This is a genomic window from Microbacterium sp. AC035, from assembly GCF_979258485.1.
The window spans coordinates 687,468-706,877 of sequence record NZ_OZ409858.1 but is presented as its reverse complement, the minus strand read 5'-3'; the positions used below and the strand labels follow the sequence as shown (position 1 = coordinate 706,877).

Annotated in this window: 20 protein-coding genes; 8 read left to right on the top strand and 12 right to left on the bottom strand. The window is 67.7% G+C overall.

The annotated features are described in order from the left end of the window. Position 1: 1 nt before the first annotated feature. The 3 genes from ACZ0AA_RS03325 to ACZ0AA_RS03315 form a co-directional block, all read right to left on the bottom strand. A complete protein-coding gene (locus tag ACZ0AA_RS03325; protein WP_400864592.1) occupies positions 2–550 on the bottom strand; it encodes a YceD family protein in 549 nt (182 codons plus the stop codon). 83 nt (positions 551–633) lie between these two features. Beyond that, entirely contained in the window at positions 634–1,131 is a 498-nt protein-coding gene (gene coaD / locus ACZ0AA_RS03320; protein WP_042541696.1) for a pantetheine-phosphate adenylyltransferase, read from the bottom strand. A gap of 28 nt (positions 1,132–1,159) precedes the next feature. Then, positions 1,160–3,334, bottom strand: coding sequence for an ATP-dependent DNA helicase RecG (locus ACZ0AA_RS03315; protein WP_400860665.1), 2,175 nt, complete (start codon positions 3,332–3,334; stop codon positions 1,160–1,162). A 61-nt stretch (positions 3,335–3,395) separates the two neighbouring features. Between ACZ0AA_RS03315 and rsmD the strand changes: the two genes are divergently transcribed. Further along, complete coding sequence (rsmD, locus tag ACZ0AA_RS03310) at positions 3,396–3,998, top strand: 16S rRNA (guanine(966)-N(2))-methyltransferase RsmD (RefSeq protein ID WP_400860667.1); 603 nt, start codon at positions 3,396–3,398, stop codon at positions 3,996–3,998. Here rsmD and thiL read toward each other — a convergent pair. Then, positions 3,968–4,963 (bottom strand): thiamine-phosphate kinase, encoded by a 996-nt coding sequence (gene thiL, locus ACZ0AA_RS03305; RefSeq protein ID WP_463512142.1) that lies wholly within the window; start codon positions 4,961–4,963, stop codon positions 3,968–3,970. The genes rsmD and thiL overlap by 31 nt on opposite strands. A gap of 23 nt (positions 4,964–4,986) precedes the next feature. On the opposite strand from thiL, the gene ACZ0AA_RS03300 reads away from it, so the two are divergent. Beyond that, positions 4,987–5,493 carry a DUF3515 family protein gene (locus ACZ0AA_RS03300; RefSeq protein ID WP_463512141.1) on the top strand — a complete coding sequence of 169 codons (507 nt, stop codon included), beginning with the start codon at positions 4,987–4,989 and terminating at the stop codon, positions 5,491–5,493. 15 nt (positions 5,494–5,508) lie between these two features. Here the strand turns inward: ACZ0AA_RS03300 and ACZ0AA_RS03295 are convergent, their stop codons facing one another. From ACZ0AA_RS03295 to leuC, 6 genes are all read right to left on the bottom strand, one after another. Then, positions 5,509–6,597: a D-alanine--D-alanine ligase family protein gene (locus ACZ0AA_RS03295; protein ID WP_400860671.1), complete on the bottom strand. Its 1,089-nt coding sequence runs from the start codon at positions 6,595–6,597 to the stop codon at positions 5,509–5,511. Next, positions 6,503–7,636, bottom strand: a complete 1,134-nt coding sequence (locus ACZ0AA_RS03290) for an NAD(P)H-dependent glycerol-3-phosphate dehydrogenase (protein WP_400860673.1) — start codon at positions 7,634–7,636, stop codon at positions 6,503–6,505. Before ACZ0AA_RS03290 ends, ACZ0AA_RS03295 begins: the two co-directional genes overlap by 95 nt. Beyond that, positions 7,626–8,381, bottom strand: a complete 756-nt coding sequence (locus ACZ0AA_RS03285; RefSeq protein WP_400860674.1) for a lysophospholipid acyltransferase family protein — start codon at positions 8,379–8,381, stop codon at positions 7,626–7,628. The genes ACZ0AA_RS03290 and ACZ0AA_RS03285 overlap by 11 nt, the downstream gene beginning before the upstream one ends. 5 nt (positions 8,382–8,386) lie before the next feature. Next, entirely contained in the window at positions 8,387–9,754 is a 1,368-nt protein-coding gene (gene murA / locus ACZ0AA_RS03280) for a UDP-N-acetylglucosamine 1-carboxyvinyltransferase (RefSeq protein ID WP_463512140.1), read from the bottom strand. A gap of 65 nt (positions 9,755–9,819) precedes the next feature. Continuing rightward, positions 9,820–10,416, bottom strand: a complete 597-nt coding sequence (gene leuD / locus ACZ0AA_RS03275) for a 3-isopropylmalate dehydratase small subunit (protein WP_463512139.1) — start codon at positions 10,414–10,416, stop codon at positions 9,820–9,822. Positions 10,417–10,418: 2 nt separating this feature from the next. Further along, positions 10,419–11,870, bottom strand: a complete 1,452-nt coding sequence (gene leuC, locus ACZ0AA_RS03270) for a 3-isopropylmalate dehydratase large subunit (RefSeq protein WP_463512138.1) — start codon at positions 11,868–11,870, stop codon at positions 10,419–10,421. 187 nt (positions 11,871–12,057) lie between these two features. Here leuC and ACZ0AA_RS03265 point away from each other — a divergent pair, with 187 nt between their 5' ends. Next, positions 12,058–13,353 carry an O-acetylhomoserine aminocarboxypropyltransferase/cysteine synthase family protein gene (locus ACZ0AA_RS03265; protein ID WP_463512137.1) on the top strand — a complete coding sequence of 432 codons (1,296 nt, stop codon included), beginning with the start codon at positions 12,058–12,060 and terminating at the stop codon, positions 13,351–13,353. After that, positions 13,350–14,663 carry an LLM class flavin-dependent oxidoreductase gene (locus ACZ0AA_RS03260; RefSeq protein WP_463512135.1) on the top strand — a complete coding sequence of 438 codons (1,314 nt, stop codon included), beginning with the start codon at positions 13,350–13,352 and terminating at the stop codon, positions 14,661–14,663. The genes ACZ0AA_RS03265 and ACZ0AA_RS03260 overlap by 4 nt, the downstream gene beginning before the upstream one ends. A gap of 9 nt (positions 14,664–14,672) precedes the next feature. On the opposite strand, the gene ACZ0AA_RS03255 is transcribed toward ACZ0AA_RS03260, so the two are convergent. After that, positions 14,673–15,170, bottom strand: coding sequence for a DUF427 domain-containing protein (locus ACZ0AA_RS03255; protein ID WP_463512134.1), 498 nt, complete (start codon positions 15,168–15,170; stop codon positions 14,673–14,675). Positions 15,171–15,207: 37 nt separating this feature from the next. Between ACZ0AA_RS03255 and ACZ0AA_RS03250 the strand changes: the two genes are divergently transcribed. Beyond that, entirely contained in the window at positions 15,208–15,801 is a 594-nt protein-coding gene (locus ACZ0AA_RS03250) for an LON peptidase substrate-binding domain-containing protein (RefSeq protein WP_463512133.1), read from the top strand. An 11-nt stretch (positions 15,802–15,812) separates the two neighbouring features. Here ACZ0AA_RS03250 and ACZ0AA_RS03245 read toward each other — a convergent pair whose 3' ends face one another. Next, positions 15,813–16,817 carry a TerC/Alx family metal homeostasis membrane protein gene (locus tag ACZ0AA_RS03245; protein ID WP_400860690.1) on the bottom strand — a complete coding sequence of 335 codons (1,005 nt, stop codon included), beginning with the start codon at positions 16,815–16,817 and terminating at the stop codon, positions 15,813–15,815. A 182-nt stretch (positions 16,818–16,999) separates the two neighbouring features. Between ACZ0AA_RS03245 and ACZ0AA_RS03240 the strand changes: the two genes are divergently transcribed. From ACZ0AA_RS03240 to ACZ0AA_RS03230, 3 genes are read left to right on the top strand one after another with little or no spacing between them, the layout of a single operon-like run. Continuing rightward, positions 17,000–17,641: a TIGR00645 family protein gene (locus tag ACZ0AA_RS03240; protein ID WP_400860691.1), complete on the top strand. Its 642-nt coding sequence runs from the start codon at positions 17,000–17,002 to the stop codon at positions 17,639–17,641. Between the two features lie 60 nt (positions 17,642–17,701). Next, positions 17,702–18,259, top strand: coding sequence for an RNA polymerase sigma factor (locus ACZ0AA_RS03235; RefSeq protein WP_463512132.1), 558 nt, complete (start codon positions 17,702–17,704; stop codon positions 18,257–18,259). Beyond that, positions 18,256–19,350, top strand: a complete 1,095-nt coding sequence (locus tag ACZ0AA_RS03230) for a DUF4349 domain-containing protein (protein ID WP_463512131.1) — start codon at positions 18,256–18,258, stop codon at positions 19,348–19,350. The genes ACZ0AA_RS03235 and ACZ0AA_RS03230 overlap by 4 nt, the downstream gene beginning before the upstream one ends. Positions 19,351–19,410: the final 60 nt, after the last annotated feature.

Below are 19,410 nucleotides of genomic sequence, written 5' to 3'. Positions count from 1 at the left end.
ACTAGCTCTCTTCTTTCTCGGCGGCACGAGATTCTTCCGTGCCGTCTTGGTCTGTGATGTTCTGGAGCGCGCTCCACCGAGGATCGATGGGAGCCGCCTGCTCCTTGTCGGTGTTCGCTGTCAGCCTCTCGCCCGTCTCCGGGTCGAGCCCGGGGCAATCCGGCTGACACACCGGCTGAAATGGAAGCGCCAATACGGCCGCATCCCTGACTAGAGTTTCAAGATCCACGTGGTCGTCTTGAACCTCGAAGTCAGTTTCTTCCTCACCAGGATACGCGAAAAGCTCCTGGAACTCGACTTCGACGGGCCGAGTGATGTCGATGAGGCACCGACCGCACACGCCGGAGTACTCCGCATCGACGATTCCAGAGACCAGAATGCCCTCGTGGACCGACTCCAGACGGACATCCAGGTCGAGTTCGGAACCGGCTTCGTACGACACGATGCCCTCTCCCCAGGCATCCTTCAGGGTCACGGAGAACTCATGTTCGCGCATCTCTCCCGGCTTGCGGACGATGTCGCGGACGGGGAGGACGAAAGGACCACTCATTCGGGAACGCACCCAGCAATGGTACCGGCTAGATGCGGCGGGAGGCTGGCTTCGGGCTGAGCGCGGTGTGCGGAAGCGCGGCGTCAGATGCCGCGAGACCCCGTGTCGAGGAAGGCGGCGACCGCGGGAGGGACGAAAGGCGACACATCGCCTCCGAGCCCGGCCACCTGTCGCACCAGCGAGCTGGACACGAGAGCATGCGCGGGGTCAGGCAGGAGGAAGACCGTCTCGATGTCGGCGAGGTGCCGGTTGACGATCGCCATCGGCGATTCGTAGGCGACGTCGATCTGCGACCGGATCCCCTTGACCAGCACGCCGGCTCCCACGTCACGCGCGTAGTCGACGAGCAGGCCCATGCTCCACGATCCGACGATGACGTTGCCGTCCATGCCCTCATCGGCGATGGACTGCTCGATGAGCGAGAGTCGCGCCGCGATCGGCAGCATCGCTTCCTTGCCGGGGTTGTGAACGACGAGCACATGCAGCTCGTCGTACAGCTTGGCCGCCCGACGGATGACGTCGAGGTGGCCAAGGGTCGGCGGGTCGAAGGAACCCGGGACGACGGCGATCCGGCTGCTCATGCCCCCAGCCTAGGGCACGCCGTGCTGGTCAGTTCTTCGCCAGGGCTGCGCGATCATCGTCGCTCACCCGTCGTTCGATGGCAGATCTGAGCCCGGGGTTCGCATCGAGGCCAGGGTCGGCTGCGAGGATCACCTCTGCGAGCTCGCGCGCCCTGACGATCAGGCCGGAGTCCTTGACCACGCGCAGCAGCTTCAACGACGACCGCACGCCCGCCTGCGCTGCGCCGAGCACGTCGCCTTCGCCTCGGAGCTCGAGATCGACCTCAGCGAGGGCGAAGCCGTCGAGGGTCGCTGCAACCGCGTCGACCCTCTCGCGCGCCACCGAGCCGGCCTCCGCCTCGGTCACGAGCAGACACAATCCTGGTACGCCACCTCGGCCGACGCGACCCCTCAGCTGATGCAACTGGGAGACACCGAAGCGGTCGGCGTCGAGGACGATCATGGTCGAGGCGTTGGGCACGTCGACGCCCACCTCGATGACCGTCGTCGCAAGCAGCAGATCGATCTCACCCCGAGCGAAGGCCTGCATGACCGCGTCCTTCTCATCGGACGGCATGCGTCCGTGCAACACGGCTCGACGGAGACCGCCGAGCTTCGGATGCGTCGCGAGCGCCTCGTCGAGCTGAACGACGCCCCACCGCGGTCCGGATGCACCCTCGGGCTGAAGGACTGCGGGCTCTCCCGCCTCTGCCGTCTTCTTCGTGGTGTCGATCGCGGCACACACCGCGAAGACCTGACGCCCCTGGGCGATCTCCTCGGCGGCGCGCTCCCAGACGCGGTTGAACCACCCCGGATGCTCGGCGAGCGGGGCGACGAACGACTCGATTCCCGCCCGCCCCTTCGGCATCGTGCGGATCACCGATGTGTCGAGGTCGCCGAAGACCGTCATCGCAACGGTGCGCGGGATGGGTGTGGCGGTGAGCACGAGGGCGTGCGGGCTGGAGCCCTTGGCACGGAGAGCCTCGCGCTGCTCGACGCCGAACCGGTGCTGTTCATCGACCACGACGAGCCCCAGATCTGCGAAGGTCGTCTTCTCGCCGAGCAGTGCGTGGGTGCCGACGACGATCAGCGCCTGCCCGGAGGCGACGCGCAGGGCGGCTTTGCGACGCGCTGCGGCCGGCATCTGCCCGGTGAGCAGCGTGGGCATCACAAGCGGAGCCAGCTGGGGTCCGAGCATCTTCGAGATCGACCGCAGATGCTGGCCCGCAAGGACCTCGGTCGGCGCGATGAGCGCGGCCTGGCCGCCGGACTCGGCGACCTGGAGCATCGCACGCAGAGCGACCAGCGTCTTGCCGGAGCCGACCTCTCCCTGCACGAGCCTATTCATCGGCCACGAGCCGACGAGGTCCTTCGCGACCTGCTCGCCGACGGTCTGCTGATCGGGCGTGAGGTCGTACGGCAGCGACGCGTCGAAGCGCTCGAGCAGCCCGCCGGGCTTCGCCGCACGCGCCGTGGCGGAGAGCGCTCGCACTGCATCGCGCTGCTGAAGGAGAGCTGTCTGCAGCGTGAGCGCCTCGTGCATGCGCAGAGTGCGGACTGCGGGATCGATGTCGTTCCGGGTCTTCGGGCGATGGATCTGCTCGAGCGCCTCTCTCGCGGTCAGCAGCTCCTCCCGCTGCCGGACATCCGCGGCGAGAGGCTCGGGCACGTCACCGAGACCATCGAGCACGCGGGTGATGAACTTCGCGATCTGCCAGGTCTGCAGCGTCGACGTCGCGGGGTAGATCGGGATCAGCACGGCGGCGCGGGCGTCCGCACGCCGCCTGGCCGCATCCTCGTCATCGAACAGCTCGTACTCCGGGTGCGCGAACTGCGTCATCCCATTGAACTCGCCGACCTTGCCCGAGAAGACGCCTCGCCGACCGACGGCGAGATCCTCGGAGCGCCACTTGGCCGCGCCGAGGTTCTTCGCGAAGAACGTCAGAGACATCTTGCCGATGCCGTCGCCGATCACGACATCGACCATCGCGCCCCGCCGATTGCGCATCGCCCTGGCGCTCGACGACAGCACCTCGGCGACGATCGTCACCGTCTCACCGAGCGGAAGCTCGCGAATGGGAGTCAGCTCCCCAGGGTCGGCATATCGCCGGGGATAGTGCGACACGAGATCGCCGACCGTCTTCATGCCGAACGCCCGATCGAGGGACTTCGCCGGCGTGGAGCCCAGCGCATCCTCCAGCGACGAATCCAGCGTGAGCGACATGATCCGAGTCTAGGAGGCCGCACGGACACGACGTGCGCCGGAGCTGTCGTATCGTGAACGGGTGACGAGGATCATCGCCGGAAAGGCGCGTGGCGCGCGGCTCGACGTCCCCCACGCGGGAACGCGACCCACCAGCGACCGCGTGAGGGAGTCGCTCTTCGGAGCACTGGAGTCGGCCGACGCGATCGTCGGCGCCCGAGTGCTCGATCTCTACGCGGGCTCGGGCGCGCTGGGGTTGGAGTCGCTGAGCCGCGGCGCGGCCAGTGCTGATCTCGTCGAGCACGGCAGAGAGGCTGCAGGAGTCGTCCGTCGTAACGCAGCCACGGTCGCGAAGGCCGGCGCACCCGGCGCGAGGGTGCACCAGAGCACGGTCAGGTCGTTCCTGCTGCGAGCCTCCGGTCCATACGACCTCGTCTTCTCGGACCCGCCCTACGACCTCGACGACGACGCGATGACCGCGGATCTCATCGCGCTCGCGCCGTGCCTCGCACCCGACGCCCTCGTGATCATCGAGCGTGCACGGCGCTCCACGCCTCCCGACCTCCGGGCAGCCGGCCTGGATCTGATCCGTGAGAGGGCCTACGGCGACACCGCTCTGTGGTGGGCCGAGCCCGCGGTCGCACCCGAGACACCTCAGCCCGAGGCCGAATCCCAGTCACGATAGGGGTCCCAGCCGCTCACGTCTGCGGGAGCGTCATCGACCAGCAGATCATGCTCGCCCTGTGGGCTCACGACCCCGATGATGCGAAAGCCCGACGGCAGCATCCCCGGAGGGAAGGTGGCGAGCAGCGCATGATCCTCACCGCCGGCGAGAGCACGCTGCGGAGAGTCTCCGAGCGCGGCGCTGTCTAGGGCGATCGTGACGGCCGAGGCCGCCGCCATCCGCCGCGCGTCCAGTGCGAGGCCATCCGAGATGTCCATCATCGCTGTGGCTCCGGCTGTAGCCGCGAAAGGTCCGAGGCCGATCGGCGGCGACGGGCGGAGCTGCGCCGCCAGCGCGGCCCTCTCCCCCTGTCCGAGCACCGACGGGTCGACAGCGACAGGTGTCTCACCATCACGGAACCTGCCGAAGAGGACGGCGAGTCCGTGCGCGGCGTGACCGAGTTCGCCCGCCACCGCGACCACATCTCCGACTCGCGCACCCGAGCGCGTCACCGGCGTCCGCCCCTCGAGATCGCCGAGCGCGGTGACGGCCACGGTGAGGACGTCGGAGACGGTGAGGTCTCCGCCGACCACCGCGCAGCCCGGAGCCAGGGCCGCGCACGCCTCGCGGAAGCCGTCGGCGAGCCGTTCGATGAAAGAGAGCCTCAGATCGCGCGGAACCGCCAGCGCGACGAGCAGCGCGGTCGGGCGCGCCCCCATGGCGGCCACGTCGGCGAGGTTCACCGCCGCCGCCTTCCACCCGAGGTCATAGCCCGACGACCACGCGAGTCGGAAGTCGGGGCCGTGCACCAGCGTGTCCGTCGTGGCGACCACGGACCCCGACGGAGCAGCTATCACCGCCGCATCGTCGCCGGGACCGATGATCGTGTGACTGGCCTGCGCAGTCCTCGCCAGAATCGCCCGCAGGATCTCCCCCTCCGAAAGATCGCCGAGGGTCGGATCATCGTCGCGAGGTCGGGAAGGCATGCTGTCAAAGGTAGCCTGGATGCATGCCCCGCTCTCGTCGTCTCGCCGTCATCGCGGGGTCGCTGGTCCTCGTCGCAGCCCTCTCCGGATGCTCGACCACGATCCACCTCGAGCCGGCCGACGATGCGAACAATCCGGCATGCGCGGAGGTCTCCGTGCTGCTTCCCGACGCCGTGGGCGATCTGGACCGCGTGTGGACCGATGCCCAAGCCACCGGCGCCTGGGGCGATCCGACGGTCGTACTGCGCTGCGGCGTCGAACCGCCGGCACCGTCGACCGAAGTCTGCACGACCATCGGCAGCGTCGACTGGCTCGTTCTCGACCAGGAGGAAGAACGCCAGCGTCTGGTGACCTACGGTCGCGATCCTGCCATCGAGGTGATCATCCGCCGGGGCGAGGAGATCGACTTCCGCACGGTGGTCGAGAGCCTCTCGACGAGCATCCAGTCCGGCCTCGAACCGGCGACGGCTCGGTGCACAGACCGGGTGCCAACCGAGGAATCCCCTGACGCGGGATCGACCGAAGGCTGACCGAACGCCACCTGATCAGCGGTGCAGACCCGCTTCGATCAGCTCGGAGATCAGGTCGCCGTAGCTGAGTCCGGATGCCACCCAGCACTTCGGGAACATCGAGATCGGCGTGAATCCCGGCATCGTGTTCAGCTCGTTGACGACGAGGTCGCCTGCGGGAGTGACGAAGAAGTCGACGCGGGCGAGTCCCTTGCCATCCACCGCTTCGAAGACACGCACCGCGGTCTCGCGGAGGCGCTCGATCAGCGCATCGTCGACGTCGGCGGGGCACACGATCTCGACGCCGTCACCGCCGAGGTACTTGCCCTCGAAGTCGTAGAAGCTCCGCGAGGTGAGCACGACCTCTCCGGGCAGCGAGGCGCGGGCCCGCTCTCCGGCACGCCCAGCCAGAACGCCGACCTCGATCTCACGGCCGACGACCTGCGTCTCGACGAGAACCTTGCCGTCTTCGGCGAACGCGATCTCCATCGCGGCGTCGAGGCCGTCCCCATGGTCGACGCGTGACACGCCGACGCTCGATCCGGCGCTCGCCGGCTTGACGAAGACCACGTCGCCCAGCGCGGCGATCCGATCGCGGACCATCGCCGGAGCGTCCTGCCACTCGTTCCTGCGCACTGTGATCCCGGGCGAGACTGCGATACCCGCGGATGTGAGTGCAAGCTTCGTGAAGTGCTTGTCCAGCGAGACCGCCGAATCGAGGATGCCGCAGCCTGCGTAGGGCATGTCGATGACCTCGAAGAACCCCTGGATCGCTCCGTCCTCGCCATGCAGTCCATGCAGGAGCGGCAGCACGACGTCGACACGGCCGAGCGATTCGGTGTTTCCGTCCGGGCGAACCACGCGCAGCGTCCGGTCTCCGCCGGGCTCCGGCCACAGCACCCTGGTGCCGTTGTCTGCGACTTCGGGGAGATGCGCGGCATCGAGGGGGAACTTCGACGGGTCGTCGTCCTCGAGGACGAACGCCCCTTCGCGCGTGATCCCGACGGGGATCACCGCGTAGCGGTCACGATCAATCGCGCCCAGCACTCCGCCCGCCGTTGCGGAACTGATCGAATGCTCGCTGGAGCGCCCTCCGAAGAGCACCACCACCGTCTGCTTGTCCATGGTTGGTCCTCTCACCCTGCGGGGTGTCGTCGTCCGTCGTCAGGTGGGGTGCGATGTCGCGCGGGTTCATCTTGCCGTCGAGCACCATCTTCACCTGCTCGACGATGGGCATGTGCACCTCGGACTCGCGGGCGAGCTGCAGTACCGGCGCGACGGACGCGAGGCCCTCGGCTGTCTGCTGCATCTGCTTGACGACGTCCTGGAAGCTGTAGCCCTGGCCGAGAAGGCGCCCGGCCGTGTTGTTGCGGCTCAGTGGAGACTGGCATGTCGCGATCAGGTCCCCGAGCCCGGCGAGGCCCTGGAGCGTCTCCGGGTGGGCCCCGTTCGCGACGGCGAAGTCGGTCATCTCGACGAGACCGCGCGTGATGATCGACGCCTTCGTGTTCTCGCCGTACCCGACGCCGTCGACGATTCCGATCGCCACGGCGATGAGGTTCTTGAGCACTCCCCCGAACTCCGTGCCGATCACGTCGGTGTTCACGAAGGTGCGGAAGTAGCTGTTGCGTGCGGCGCGAGCGACCTCCTCGGCCGTCTCCTGGCTGCGCGAGGAGATCACGGCGGCCGTGGGCTGCTCGCGGGCGATCTCGAGCGCGAGGTTCGGTCCCGAGGCCACGGCGATCCGATCGGGATCGCACCGCAGCTCCTGTTCGATGACCTGACTCATCCGCAGCCCCGTGGTGCGCTCGACGCCCTTCATCAGGCTGACGATCTTCGCGTCGTTCTCGGCCAGCAGGGGCCGCAGCGCCTTGAGGTTCTCACGCAGAGACTGGCTCGGCACCGAGAGGTAGACCTGGTCGACATCACGCAGTGCGATCGCCAGCTCATGCGTCGCCGCCATCGTGCGCGGCAGATTGATGCCGGGCAGGTAGCGAGAGTTGCGCTTGGCCTCGTCGATCTCGTGCGCCAGCTCAGCGCGGCGGGCCCACATCGTGACCTGTGCGCCGCCGTCGGCCAGGATCTTTCCGAACGTGGTTCCCCAGCTGCCTGCGCCGATGACGGCGACCCGCGGGCCCGCGGGCGTGTTGCGCTTAGGAGTCAAGGCGACCCGTCTCCTTCTGTCCGTGTGAGGCGGGGTTCCAGCGTTCAGCCGGCGCCTTCTCGCCGCGCAGCTCTTCGAGCAGCGCCGTGATCGCGTTCATCAGTCGGTCGGTGGCCTCGTTCAGCGCTGCCGTCTCGCCCGCGCGACCACGCAGATCGGAGATGTCGACCGGGTCGCCGATGACGACATCCACGCGCTTGCGCAGCGGCCACAGGCTCAGACCCTTCTGATAGCGCCCCATGATCTCCTGCGTGCCCCACTGGGCCATCGGGATCAACGGGATGCCGTCGGTCAGCGCCAGTCGAACCGCGCCCGATTTGCCGCGCATCGGCCACATGTCCGGGTCGCGCGTCAGAGTTCCCTCGGGATACACGATCACGCCGCGTCCGTGCTCGACCAGCTCGGCCGACTGCTTCAGCGTCTGCTTCGCGGCCGATGCCGACGACGAACGAGCCACGGGGATCATCCCGGTGCGACGCAGGATCCATCCGAGCACAGGGACCTTGAACAGGCTCTCCTTGGCCATGAATCGGGGGGCGCGCCCGATCCGCCACACCGCGAGCGCCACGATGAGCGGATCGAACTCCGAATAGTGGTTCGGCGCCAGCACGAACGAGCCGTCCCGGGGAAGCTTCTCGGCGCCGCTGATACGGATCTTCGCGAGCAGGGAGATCAACGGCACGGCGATCGCTGCGAGCGGCCAGAACACACTGGGCCGCGTCGTCTCACGCGATCGGGAACCCATCCGGGTCACCGGATGACGTCGAAGTCGGCGCCCACGGCATCGAGCTTGGCGAGGAACTTCTCGTAGCCACGGCTGAGGATGTCGACTCCGGAGACCTTGGACTCGCCCTCGGCCGTCAGCGCAGCGATCACGTGGCTGTACCCGCCGCGCAGGTCGGGCACGACGATGTCTGCGGCGTGCAGCGGGGTGGGCCCGGTGATGACGGCCGCCTGCTCGAGATCCCGGCGAGGGACACGCCGCGGCCCGTCCTGCAGCCCGCGCGGGTGCACGACGATGTCGGCGCCCATCTTGACGAGCGCATCGGTGAAGCCGAGACGATTCTCGTAGACCGTCTCGTGCACGACCGAGCGGCCGTTCGCCTGCGTCAGCGCCACGACGAGCGGCTGCTGCCAGTCGGTCATGAAGCCGGGGTGCACGTCGGTCTCGACCACGACGGGCTTGAGCTCGCCGTCGCGGCGGAAGAGGATGCCGTCCTCCTGGATGTCGAACCAGCCGCCCGCCTTGCGGAAGATGTTGAGGAAGGTGAGCATCTCCTGCTGCTTGGCTCCGCCGACGAAGATCTCACCGTCGGTGGCCAGCGCCGCAGACGCCCACGAGGCCGCCTCGTTGCGGTCGAAGATCGACCGGTGGTCGTAACCGCGCAGCGTCTCGACACCCTCGATGAGGATGACGCGGTTCGGCTCGTAGGAGATGATCGCGCCCATCTTCTGCAGGACGGCGATCAGATCCATGATCTCGGGCTCGATGGCTGCGTTGCGCAGCTCGGTCGTGCCCTCGGCCCTGACTGCGGTCAGCAGCACCTGCTCGGTGGCACCGACGCTCGGGTAGGGCAGGTGGATGTTGGCGCCGTGCAGGCGGGCTCCGCCCGTCGAGAGTCGGATGCCGCTCGGCAGCTTCTCGACGATGGCGCCGAACTTGCGGAGCGCGTCGAGGTGGAAGTCGATCGGACGGTCGCCGATGCGGCATCCGCCGAGGTCCGGGATGAAGGCCTGACCGAGACGGTGCAGGAGCGGGCCGCAGAACAGGATCGGGATGCGGGAGGCACCGGCGTGCGCGTCGATCTCCTCGAAGTGCGCCGACTCGACATCACTCGGGTCGAAGACGAGAGCACCCGGCTCATCGCCGTCGGAGACCCGGACACCGTGCACCTCGAGCAGCGAGCGGACGACTGCGACATCGCTGATGGCTGGCACGTCGCGAAGCACGCTGACGGTCTCGCCGAGCAGGGAGGCCACCATCGCCTTGGTCGCGAGGTTCTTCGCGCCCTTGACGTCGACACGGCCGCGCAAAGGGCGTCCGCCTCGAATGGCGAGTACGTCTCCGGTCAAAGGGGGGACTCCGTCCGGAAGAGCGTCGCGCACAGGTGTCGTCATTCGGAGCCTCACTTCATTCAACGGAATTCGGGGCGGGGTCGCCCTCTGCTCCCCCGCCCCGCCGTTCACTGAACGGGAAGGGTCCGGGGCCGCCACGACTCGCGACGGGCCTCGAACTGCGCGATCTTGTCTTCGTTGCGCAGGGTGAGCCCGATGTCATCGAGCCCTTCGAGGAGCCGCCATCTAGTGTAATCGTCGATCCCGAGGTCAGCCTGGACTTCACCGATCGACGCGACCCGCGCCTCGAGGTCCACCGTGATGGATGCCCCGGGATTCCGGTCGATCTCGGCCCAGATCAGCTCGAGATCCTCTTCGGAGATGGTGGCCGCGAGGAGGCCCTGCTTGCCCGAGTTTCCTCGGAAGATGTCGGCGAACCGAGGGCTCAGCACGACCGCGAACCCGAAGTCGCGGAGCGCCCAGACCGCGTGCTCCCGGCTCGATCCGGTGCCGAAGTCCGGTCCGGCGACGAGCACCGACGCCCCCTGGAAGGCGGGCTGGTTGAGCACGAAATCGGGGTCCTGGCGCCAACCGTGGAACAGCGCGTCCTCGAAGCCGGTCTTCGTGACCCGCTTGAGGAAGACGGCAGGGATGATCTGGTCGGTGTCGACGTTCGAGCGCTTCAGCGGAGCGGCGATACCGGTGTGGGTGAGGAACTTCTCCATGGTCAGACCTCCGCCATCTCGTTCAGATCACTGGGACTCGACAGCGTGCCGCGGATCGCGGTCGCCGCGGCGACCAGCGGCGACACCAGGTGCGTGCGACCGCCCTTGCCCTGTCGACCCTCGAAGTTGCGATTCGACGTGGACGCGCAACGCTCCCCGGGAGCGAGCTGATCGGGGTTCATGCCGAGGCACATCGAGCAGCCGGCGAATCGCCACTCGGCGCCGAAGTCCTTGATGATCTTGTCGAGGCCTTCCGCCTCGGCCTCGAGCCGGACGCGGGCCGAACCGGGCACGACCATGACGCGGACGCCGTCGGCCTTCTTCTTGCCTTCGATGATCGACGCGAACGCCCGGAGGTCCTCGATGCGGCTGTTCGTGCACGACCCCATGAAGACGGCGTCGACCGGCACCTCCTTGAGCGGCGTGCCGGGGGTCAGATCCATGTATTCGAGAGCACGCTCGGCGGCGGCGCGCTCGTTGGCATCGGCGATCTGAGCGGGGTCCGGAACCGCTGCCGACAGCGAGCTGCCCTGACCGGGGTTGGTGCCCCAGGTGACGAACGGCTCGAGCTCGTCGGCGTCGATGAAGACCTCAGCGTCGAACGCCGCCCCTTCGTCGGTCGGGAGCGTGCGCCAGTAGGCGACGGCGTCGTCCCAGTCCTGACCCTCGGGTGCGTGCGGGCGGCCCTTCAGGTACTCGAAGGTCGTCTCATCGGGGGCGACCATGCCCGCGCGGGCGCCGGCCTCGATCGACATGTTGCAGATGGTCATCCGGCCCTCCATCGACAGCGCGCGGATCGCGCTGCCGCGGAACTCCAGAACGTATCCCTGACCACCACCGGTGGTGATCTTCGCGATCACGGCGAGGATGATGTCCTTCGCGGTGACCCCGGGTCGGAGAGTGCCCTCGACGGTGATCGCCATCGTCTTGAAGGGCTTGAGCGGAAGCGTCTGGGTCGCCATGACGTGCTCGACCTCGCTGGTACCGATGCCGAACGCCATGGCACCGAAAGCACCGTGAGTCGACGTGTGGGAGTCTCCGCAGACCACGGTGATGCCCGGCATGGTCAGTCCGAGCTGCGGACCCACGACGTGCACGATGCCCTGTTCGGCATCACCGAGCGAGTGCAGACGGACGCCGAACTCGGCGGCGTTGCGGCGCAGCGTCTCGATCTGGGTGCGGCTCGTGAGGTCGGCGATGGGCTTGTCGATGTCCCACGTCGGCGTGTTGTGGTCTTCGGTCGCGATCGTCAGGTCGAGCCGACGCAGCGGACGACCCTCGGATCGCAGGCCGTCGAACGCCTGAGGGCTCGTGACCTCGTGCACCAGGTGCAGGTCGATGTAGATGAGGTCGGGCTCGCCGTTCTCGCCCTTGACGACGAGGTGGTCGTCCCAGACCTTCTCAGCGAGGGTCCTGGGTCGGGCGGGAGCAGTATCTGCTGCGGGGATCTTCATTGCGTCTCTCCTGAGGCTGGCGGTTCGGCCCACGATGGACTCCGCGACGAGGAGGGGCTCAGAACGAGGTCTCGTCGCGGCCGCTAAGGAGGAGCACGATCCGCATGACGTCAGATTACCACCGCTTCAGCGACCGGAGTCGCCGCGTGACACGCTACTGTCACCCGCACCTTCGAGAGGCATCCGCATGACCGACGACACGACCGGCTTCGCCACCAGAGCGGTCCATGCCGCCCGGAATCAAGGCGCCGCGTCGTCGAGGGCGACACCGATCTATCTGACGGCGGGCTTCGAATTCGACGACTTCGATCACGCTGCGGACCACTTCGGCACCGGCGCGGGTTTCGGCTACACGCGGACGGGCAACCCGACGATTCGCGCCGTCGAACGACAGCTCGCCTCCCTCGAGTCGGCCGCGGAAGCGGTGCTCGTCGCGAGCGGTCAGGCCGCCGTCGTCACGGCTCTGCTCACCGTGGCCGGCGCCGGAGACCACATCGTCTCCTCGACGCACATCTACGAAGGCACCCGGGGGCTCCTGCTCGACAACCTCGCTCGTCTCGGCATCGAGACGACGTTCATCGACGAGATCGCCGATCCGGATGCGTGGCGGGATGCGATCCGCCCCACCACGCGCGCACTGTTCGCGGAGTCGATCGCGAACGCACGGAACGACATCCTCGACATCGCCGCAGTGAGCGCGATCGCGGATGAGTTCGCGATCCCGCTCATCGTCGACAACACCCTCGCCACGCCGTTCCTGCTCCGTCCGATCGAGCACGGCGCCGCCATGGTCGTGCACTCCGCATCGAAGTTCCTCGCGGGTCATGGATCGGTGCTCGGCGGTGTGATCCTCGACGACGGTCGTTTCGACGCGGATAAGGCCGGTCACAACGCACCGCACCTGGTGCTCCCCGGCCGCGGGGGCTTCCCGAGCGTCTTCGCCCGTCACGGCGGCAACGCTCGGATCGCCTACGCCCGCGAGTCGGTGGCTCCCCGCTTCGGCGCCTCGCCGTCTCCTCTCAACGCGTTCCTGATCGGACAGGGCGCCGAGACTCTCGGGCTCCGTGTCGAGCGCCAGTCCCGGAACGCGATCGAGGTGGCCAGGTGGCTGGCAGCCCAGGACGCGGTCGAGAGCGTCGACTACGTCGGCCTGGAGAGCCACCCGGATCATCGACTCGCTCGAAAGTACCTGCATGGCGGGTACGGATCGATCTTCACGTTCACGCTGCGCGGAGGGCTCGACGCGGCACGCGACTTCATCGAGAGCGTGGAGGTCTTCACGCACATGACCCACATCGGCGACGTGCGCTCGCTCGTGCTGCATCCCGCGACCACCAGCCACTCGCACCGGACGCCCGACGAGCGCGACCTGCTCGGCGTGCGGCCGGGAACGCTCCGGGTGTCGGTCGGCATCGAAGACGTCTCCGATCTCATCGCCGACCTCGCGCGGGTGCTGGAGCCGGCGCGGGAAGCCGTCGCATGAGCAGGCCTCAGCACTTCGGCTGGTTCCTCGCCCGTGGTTTCGGCCCGCAGGGGTGGGGATACCCCTCTCTCGACTGGGACTACGACTGGACCCGACCCGAGATCTATCAGGAGGCGGCGCGCACGCTCGAGCAGGCGGGCTTCGATCTCGTCGTCATCGAGGATGCGCCGTCGCTCGGCTCGCCGGACACGATCGACCTCCGCGTGCGCCATGCCTTCGGCGGCCCCAAACACGATCCGCTGCTCCTCGCTCCTTACCTGTTCCAGGCGACTCAGCATCTCGGAGTCGTGCCCACCGTGAATCCGGCGGCGTACCTCCCCTATACGGCGGCGCGGCAGTTCTCGACCCTTCAGCACCTCAGCGGCCACCGTCTCGGGCTCAACGTGGTGACCGACACAGGCAGCGCGCGTCACTTCTCAGCGGCAGCGCAGCTCGGCCACGATGCCGCCTACGACCGAGCCGAGGAATGGCTCTCGGGCATCCGCTCGCTCTGGCGCAGCTGGGGAGACGGAGCGCTGGTCGGAGACAGGGAGACCGAGGTGTTCGCGGACGGGTCGAACCTGAACACCGTGCGGCACCGCGGAGAGCACTTCTCGTTCGACGGCCCTCTGAACGCCGTGCCCTTCACCGACGGTGAGCCGGCGATCGTCTCCCCCGGCGGCTCGGGGCGCGGCCTCGGATTCGCCGGCGCCAACTCCGATGTCCAGCTCGCCCTCGCTCCGCTGGACGAAGCATCCGTGCGCGCCTATCGCGCGAAGATCCACGGTGCGGCGATCGCCGCCGGGCGTTCAGCCGCCGACATCAAGATCCTCTTCGCGATCCAGCCCGTGATCACTCCATCTGCGGAGGAGGCCGACCGGATCGTCGCCGCATCGGCACACCCCGATGACACGGCACTCGTGCAGATCGCGCGCAAGCAGTCGAGCGATCTCGAGACCGACCTCACCTCGCTCGATCTCGACCGGCCGCTCGACGTGTCGATCTTCGGGGAGCATGTCTCGCGCGGCAGCATCCAGCGTCTGATCGGCGACCGCGGAGAGGATGCCCCGCTGCGCGCCCACCTCACCGCCCTCGCCCGCGCCGGTCGCATCGCCGACCGTTCGGGCTTCGTCGGGACGGCCGAGGAGTTTGCCGATCTGATCGAGGAACTCGGCGAGTGGGGCAACGACGGCGTGCTGCTGTGGGGCGATTTCCACCCCGTCACGCTGCACCGCACGCTCGATGAGCTCGTGCCGGTGCTGCGTCGCCGGGGGATCCTGCGTCGCGAGTACGTGGACGGCGGACTGCAGGCCAACCTTCGCGCGTTCTGATCGGGCGGGCTACCAGCCCATCGAGCCGGGAACGCCCTTGAAGGGCCCGACGACGGACGACGTGACCCAGCCGCCATAGAACCCGCCCGGCTGCGGAACGACGACCTCGCCGCCGACGGTGCACGCGTCCATCGGCCCTGCGTACACCGCGACGCTGTTGCGGAGCACCTCGAAGCCGGGGGACGGATGCGGATAGTTCCATGCCGCACCGGGTGCGACCAGGCCTCCGCCGCGCACGTCGAGATAGCGCGCGGCGCCCTTGAACTCGCAGAACGATGAGCCAGGGGCGTCCACGAGAGCGCCCGCGATGAAGTCGGCCATCGGCAGGTAGTACACCGGAGGATGACTCGTCTCGAGCACCCGCACAGCACTCAGAGTGTCGGCGATGAGATCGCCCCCGAGGCGGATGGTGATGCGCTCGCGCACCTGCTCGACCCGCGGCGGCCGCGGATAGTCCCACACGGATTCCTGTCCGGGCGACGGAACGACGGGCTGAGGTCTGCGCATCTGTTCACTGTACGTCCCGGGGTGTTGACTGGGGAGCATGGCTGAACTGCCCATGTTCCCGCTCGGCTCGGTGCTCTTTCCCTACACGCCGCTGCCGCTGCGCGTCTTCGAGCCGAGATACCTCACGATGATCGGGCACCTGCTGGACGACGACGACCCGCAGTTCGGCGTCGTGCTCATCGAGCGCGGTCACGAGGTCGGCGGCGGCGATCGACGCAGCAGGATCGGCACCATGGCCAGGCTGGTCAGCGTGGCGGCGGATGCGCAGGTGCTGCACACCCTCGCAGTCGGCACGGCCCGCTTCACGGTCGATCAGTGGCTCGACGACGCGCCCTTCCCGCGCGCCGAGGTGACGCAGCTGCCTGAGCTGACCTGGAACGACGCCCTCACACCCCTGCGCACCGAAGCCGAGGCGATCGTGCGTCGGGTCCTCGCGCGCGCGGACTCGCCCTGGGATGCCGACACCGAGCTGTCGGAGGACCCGCTCGCCGCAGCCTGGCAGCTCGCCGCGATCGCACCACTGGGCGAGTACGACCAATACGCTCTGCTGCAGTCGAACTCACTCGGCGCCCTGCTGGGTCAGGTCATCGATCTCACCCTCGAAGCGGAGCTCCTCTGGTCAGCCGAGTGAGCGAGCTGCGATCACTCGACGAGCGGTGCCTTCTTCGCCGCTGACTTCTCGCGCGAAGACGCGATGAGGCTCGCGACCGTCGCGACGGTCATCGCCACGACGATGACGCCCAGCGAGACCATGTTGTCGATGTCGGGCACCCACTCGACATGCTCGCCGCCGTTGATGAACGGCAGCTCGTTCTCGTGCAGTGCGTGCAGGATCAGCTTGATGCCGATGAAGCCGAGGATCACGGCGATGCCGTAATGCAGGTAACGCAGGCGGTCGAGCAGGTCGCCGAGCAGGAAGTAGAGCTGACGCAGCCCCATGAGCGCGAAGATGTTCGCGGCGAAGACGAGGAATCCGTTGGTGGTGATCTCGAAGATGGCGGGAATCGAGTCGATCGCGAAGATCAGGTCGGTGACGCCGATCGTGATGAACACGATGACCATCGGCGTCCACATGCGCTTGCCGCCGACGGTCGTGCGGAGCTTCGCTCCGTCGTACTCCTCGCTGATGTCGATGCGACGACGCAGCAGCCGCACGACGAAGTTCTCGCGTTTGACCTCGCCGTCGTGATCACCCTCGGGCATCGCCTGCTTGATAGCGGTGTAGATGAGGAACGCACCGAAGATGTAGAAGATCGGCGAGAAGTGCTCGACGATCGCCACTCCGACGAGGATGAACGCGCCACGCAGGACGAGCGCGATGATGATGCCGACCATCAGCACCTGCTGCTGCAGGCGTCGCGGGACCGCGAACTGGGCCATGATCAGCACGAAGACGAAGAGGTTGTCGATGGACAGGCTGTATTCGAGCGCCCAGCCGGTGATGAAGTCGCCCGCGTTGCGCCACCCCGCGACATTGCCGAGGAGCACCGCGAACAGCAGTGCGAGTCCGACGTAGAACACGACCCACAGCGTCGACTCCTTGGTCGAGGGGATGTGGGGGCGAAGGCGGATCAGAAGCAGGTCGCCGATCAGGATGATCGTGAGGACGATCATCGAGGTGATCTCGAACCAGACGGGGATGTCCAAGGGCGTACAGCACCTTTCGGGAGGGTAGGAAGAACGCCGAAAGTCTCTCCCACGCACAGAGTGCGTCGCACGACCGGAGCAGCGATGACGGTGCTCGTGATGACGGTGGATGCGCTTGCGGGATACTCCCTCTCGCGTCACCAATGTTAGCGGAGCGGAGGGGCCGTGGTGGAATAGTCGACGTGACCTCGAACTCGCGCCCAGACAGCGCCACGAACGACATGCCTCCCCTCGCCTCCAGGCCGCAGAATTCCTGGGCTCGGGCGATCGGATCCCTCATCTTCGTCAGTCGCTGGCTGCAGGCCCCGCTGTACCTCGGGCTGATCGTCGCGCAGCTCGTCTACGTGATCGTCTTCATGGTCGAGCTGTGGCACCTCATCGAGGGCGTCATCCACGACATCTCCCACCTCGACGAAGCGGTGATCATGCTGGCCGTGCTCGGTCTGATCGACGTCGTGATGATCGCCAACCTGCTCATCATGGTGATCATCGGAGGCTACGAGACGTTCGTCTCGCGCATCAATGTCGACGGTCACCCCGACCAGCCCGAGTGGCTCTCGCACGTCAACGCCAACGTCCTCAAGGTGAAGCTGGCTATGGCGATCATCGGGATCTCCTCGATCCACCTGCTCAAGACCTTCATCGAGGTCGGTGGCATGAGCGAGAACGGGATCAGCACAGACGGCGAGAAGTACACCCCCATCGGCGTGCTCTGGCAGGTCGTCATCCACATGGTGTTCATCGTGTCGGCAGTGGCACTCGCCTGGATCGACCGCATGTCTCAGCAGACGCTCGCGAAGGCACACGCCCAGCCCGCGCACTGATCTGAGACGATGGGGCATCTTCCGACACTTCCCAGGTGAGAGACACCGAACGGAATCGGGATGCCAGTGCAGACGAGTGATCAGAAATGGGCGGCTCAGGCCGCGGCAGGTGACGAGAGCGCCTTCCGCGAGCTGTACCGCTCGTATGTCCGCCCGGTCTACTGGATCGCCCATGGCATGCTCGGCTCCCCCGCCGATGCCGAGGATGTGACCCAGGAGACCTTCGTCACTGCGTGGCGGAAGCTGCCGGGGTTCGAGCTGCAGGGGGACTCGATCCTCCCGTGGCTCGCAACGATATGCCGCTTCCAGGCCGCGAACCGCCTACGTCAGCGCAGGCGCGACCAGGCCCACACGACGGATGCGGCGGATGAGACCCTGCCTTCGACGATCAGCGTCGAGGAGCAGGTGATCACCGCGGAACTCGCGGAGCGGATCGCCGCCGAGGTCGGCACCCTGAGCGACCTCGACCGCGCGATCTTCCGGCTCTGCGCCGCCGAAGGCTATGCCTACCAGGCCGCAGCCGAGGAGCTCGGCGTGAGCCATGCCATCGTCCGGAACCGTCTCTCCCGAGTCCGCACCCGACTGCGCGGTGCCGTGAAGGAAGCGAGCGACGCATGAACGACAAGACCAGCACCGAGCAGCTGCCCGAGCTCACCGATGCCGCGGTGGCGCGCATCGAGCGCTCGGTATTCGCGGAGATCACGGCCGAGCGCCCCCGCGAGACCCCCGCCGCTGCCAGGTCGCGAACGCGCCGCCGCCGCTGGCTGACCGGCACCGGGATAGCCGCTGCGTTCGTGGTGGGCGTCCTGGTCACTCCCCCGATCCTCGGCATCGTGGGCGGCAGCGCCATGAGCACTGCGGGGAGCGGGGAGATGCCTGCGGGCGTCGCCGTGGAGGACTCGCGCTCCGGATCCTTCGATCAGAGCGCGCCCGGAGCCGCATCCGACTCTGCGGAATCCTCGAACCTGGCACCCGGCGCCGTCGACGTCGCCGACCGCGAGATCATCGCGACGGCGAACGCCACAGTGCAGGTGAAGGACATCGGCGACGCCGCCGCCGCGATCTCCGCACTCGCCGAGTCTCGTGGCGGTTATGTCGAGAGCACCGAGATCGGCCAGAGCGTGGCCGTCGACGGCACCTCGGAGCCTACGCCCTCCGACCCCGGATACGGCTGGATCAGCATCCGCGTGCCCTCGGCCGATCTCGCCGCCGTCATGGACGACCTCGCCGACTCGGGCGACGTGCTCTCGTCGTCGATCTCGAAACAGGATGTCACCTCCACGGCGATCGATCTGCGTGCGCGCGTGGATGCCACCAGGGCATCGGTGCAGCGACTCACCGAGCTGATGTCCCAGACCGGCACGGTCGCGGAGCTCATCGAGGCCGAGGTCGCGCTCACGGACCGCCAGGCGCAGCTCGAGTCGTACGAACAGCAGCTCGCCTCTCTCGACGACCAGGTCGCCATGTCGAGCCTCCAGGTGCAGCTGACCCGCACGACGCCGCCGACGACCGCCGATCCGGCCGGCTTCGCAGACGGCCTTCTCGCCGGCTGGAACGGCCTCGTGGTGTCGTTGAACGCACTGGTCGTGGCGCTCGGCTTCCTCCTGCCGTGGCTCGCCCTCGCCGGCGCGGTCGTGCTGGTGATCTGGCTCATCCGGCGCGCACGGCGCACTCGCCGGGCAGTCGGCGAACCGCCCGCCGAGGGCTGAGCCGCATCCCCCGAAAGGGCCGTCCCTCCCAGTGAGGGCGGCCTTTTCGTTGTTTTTCCG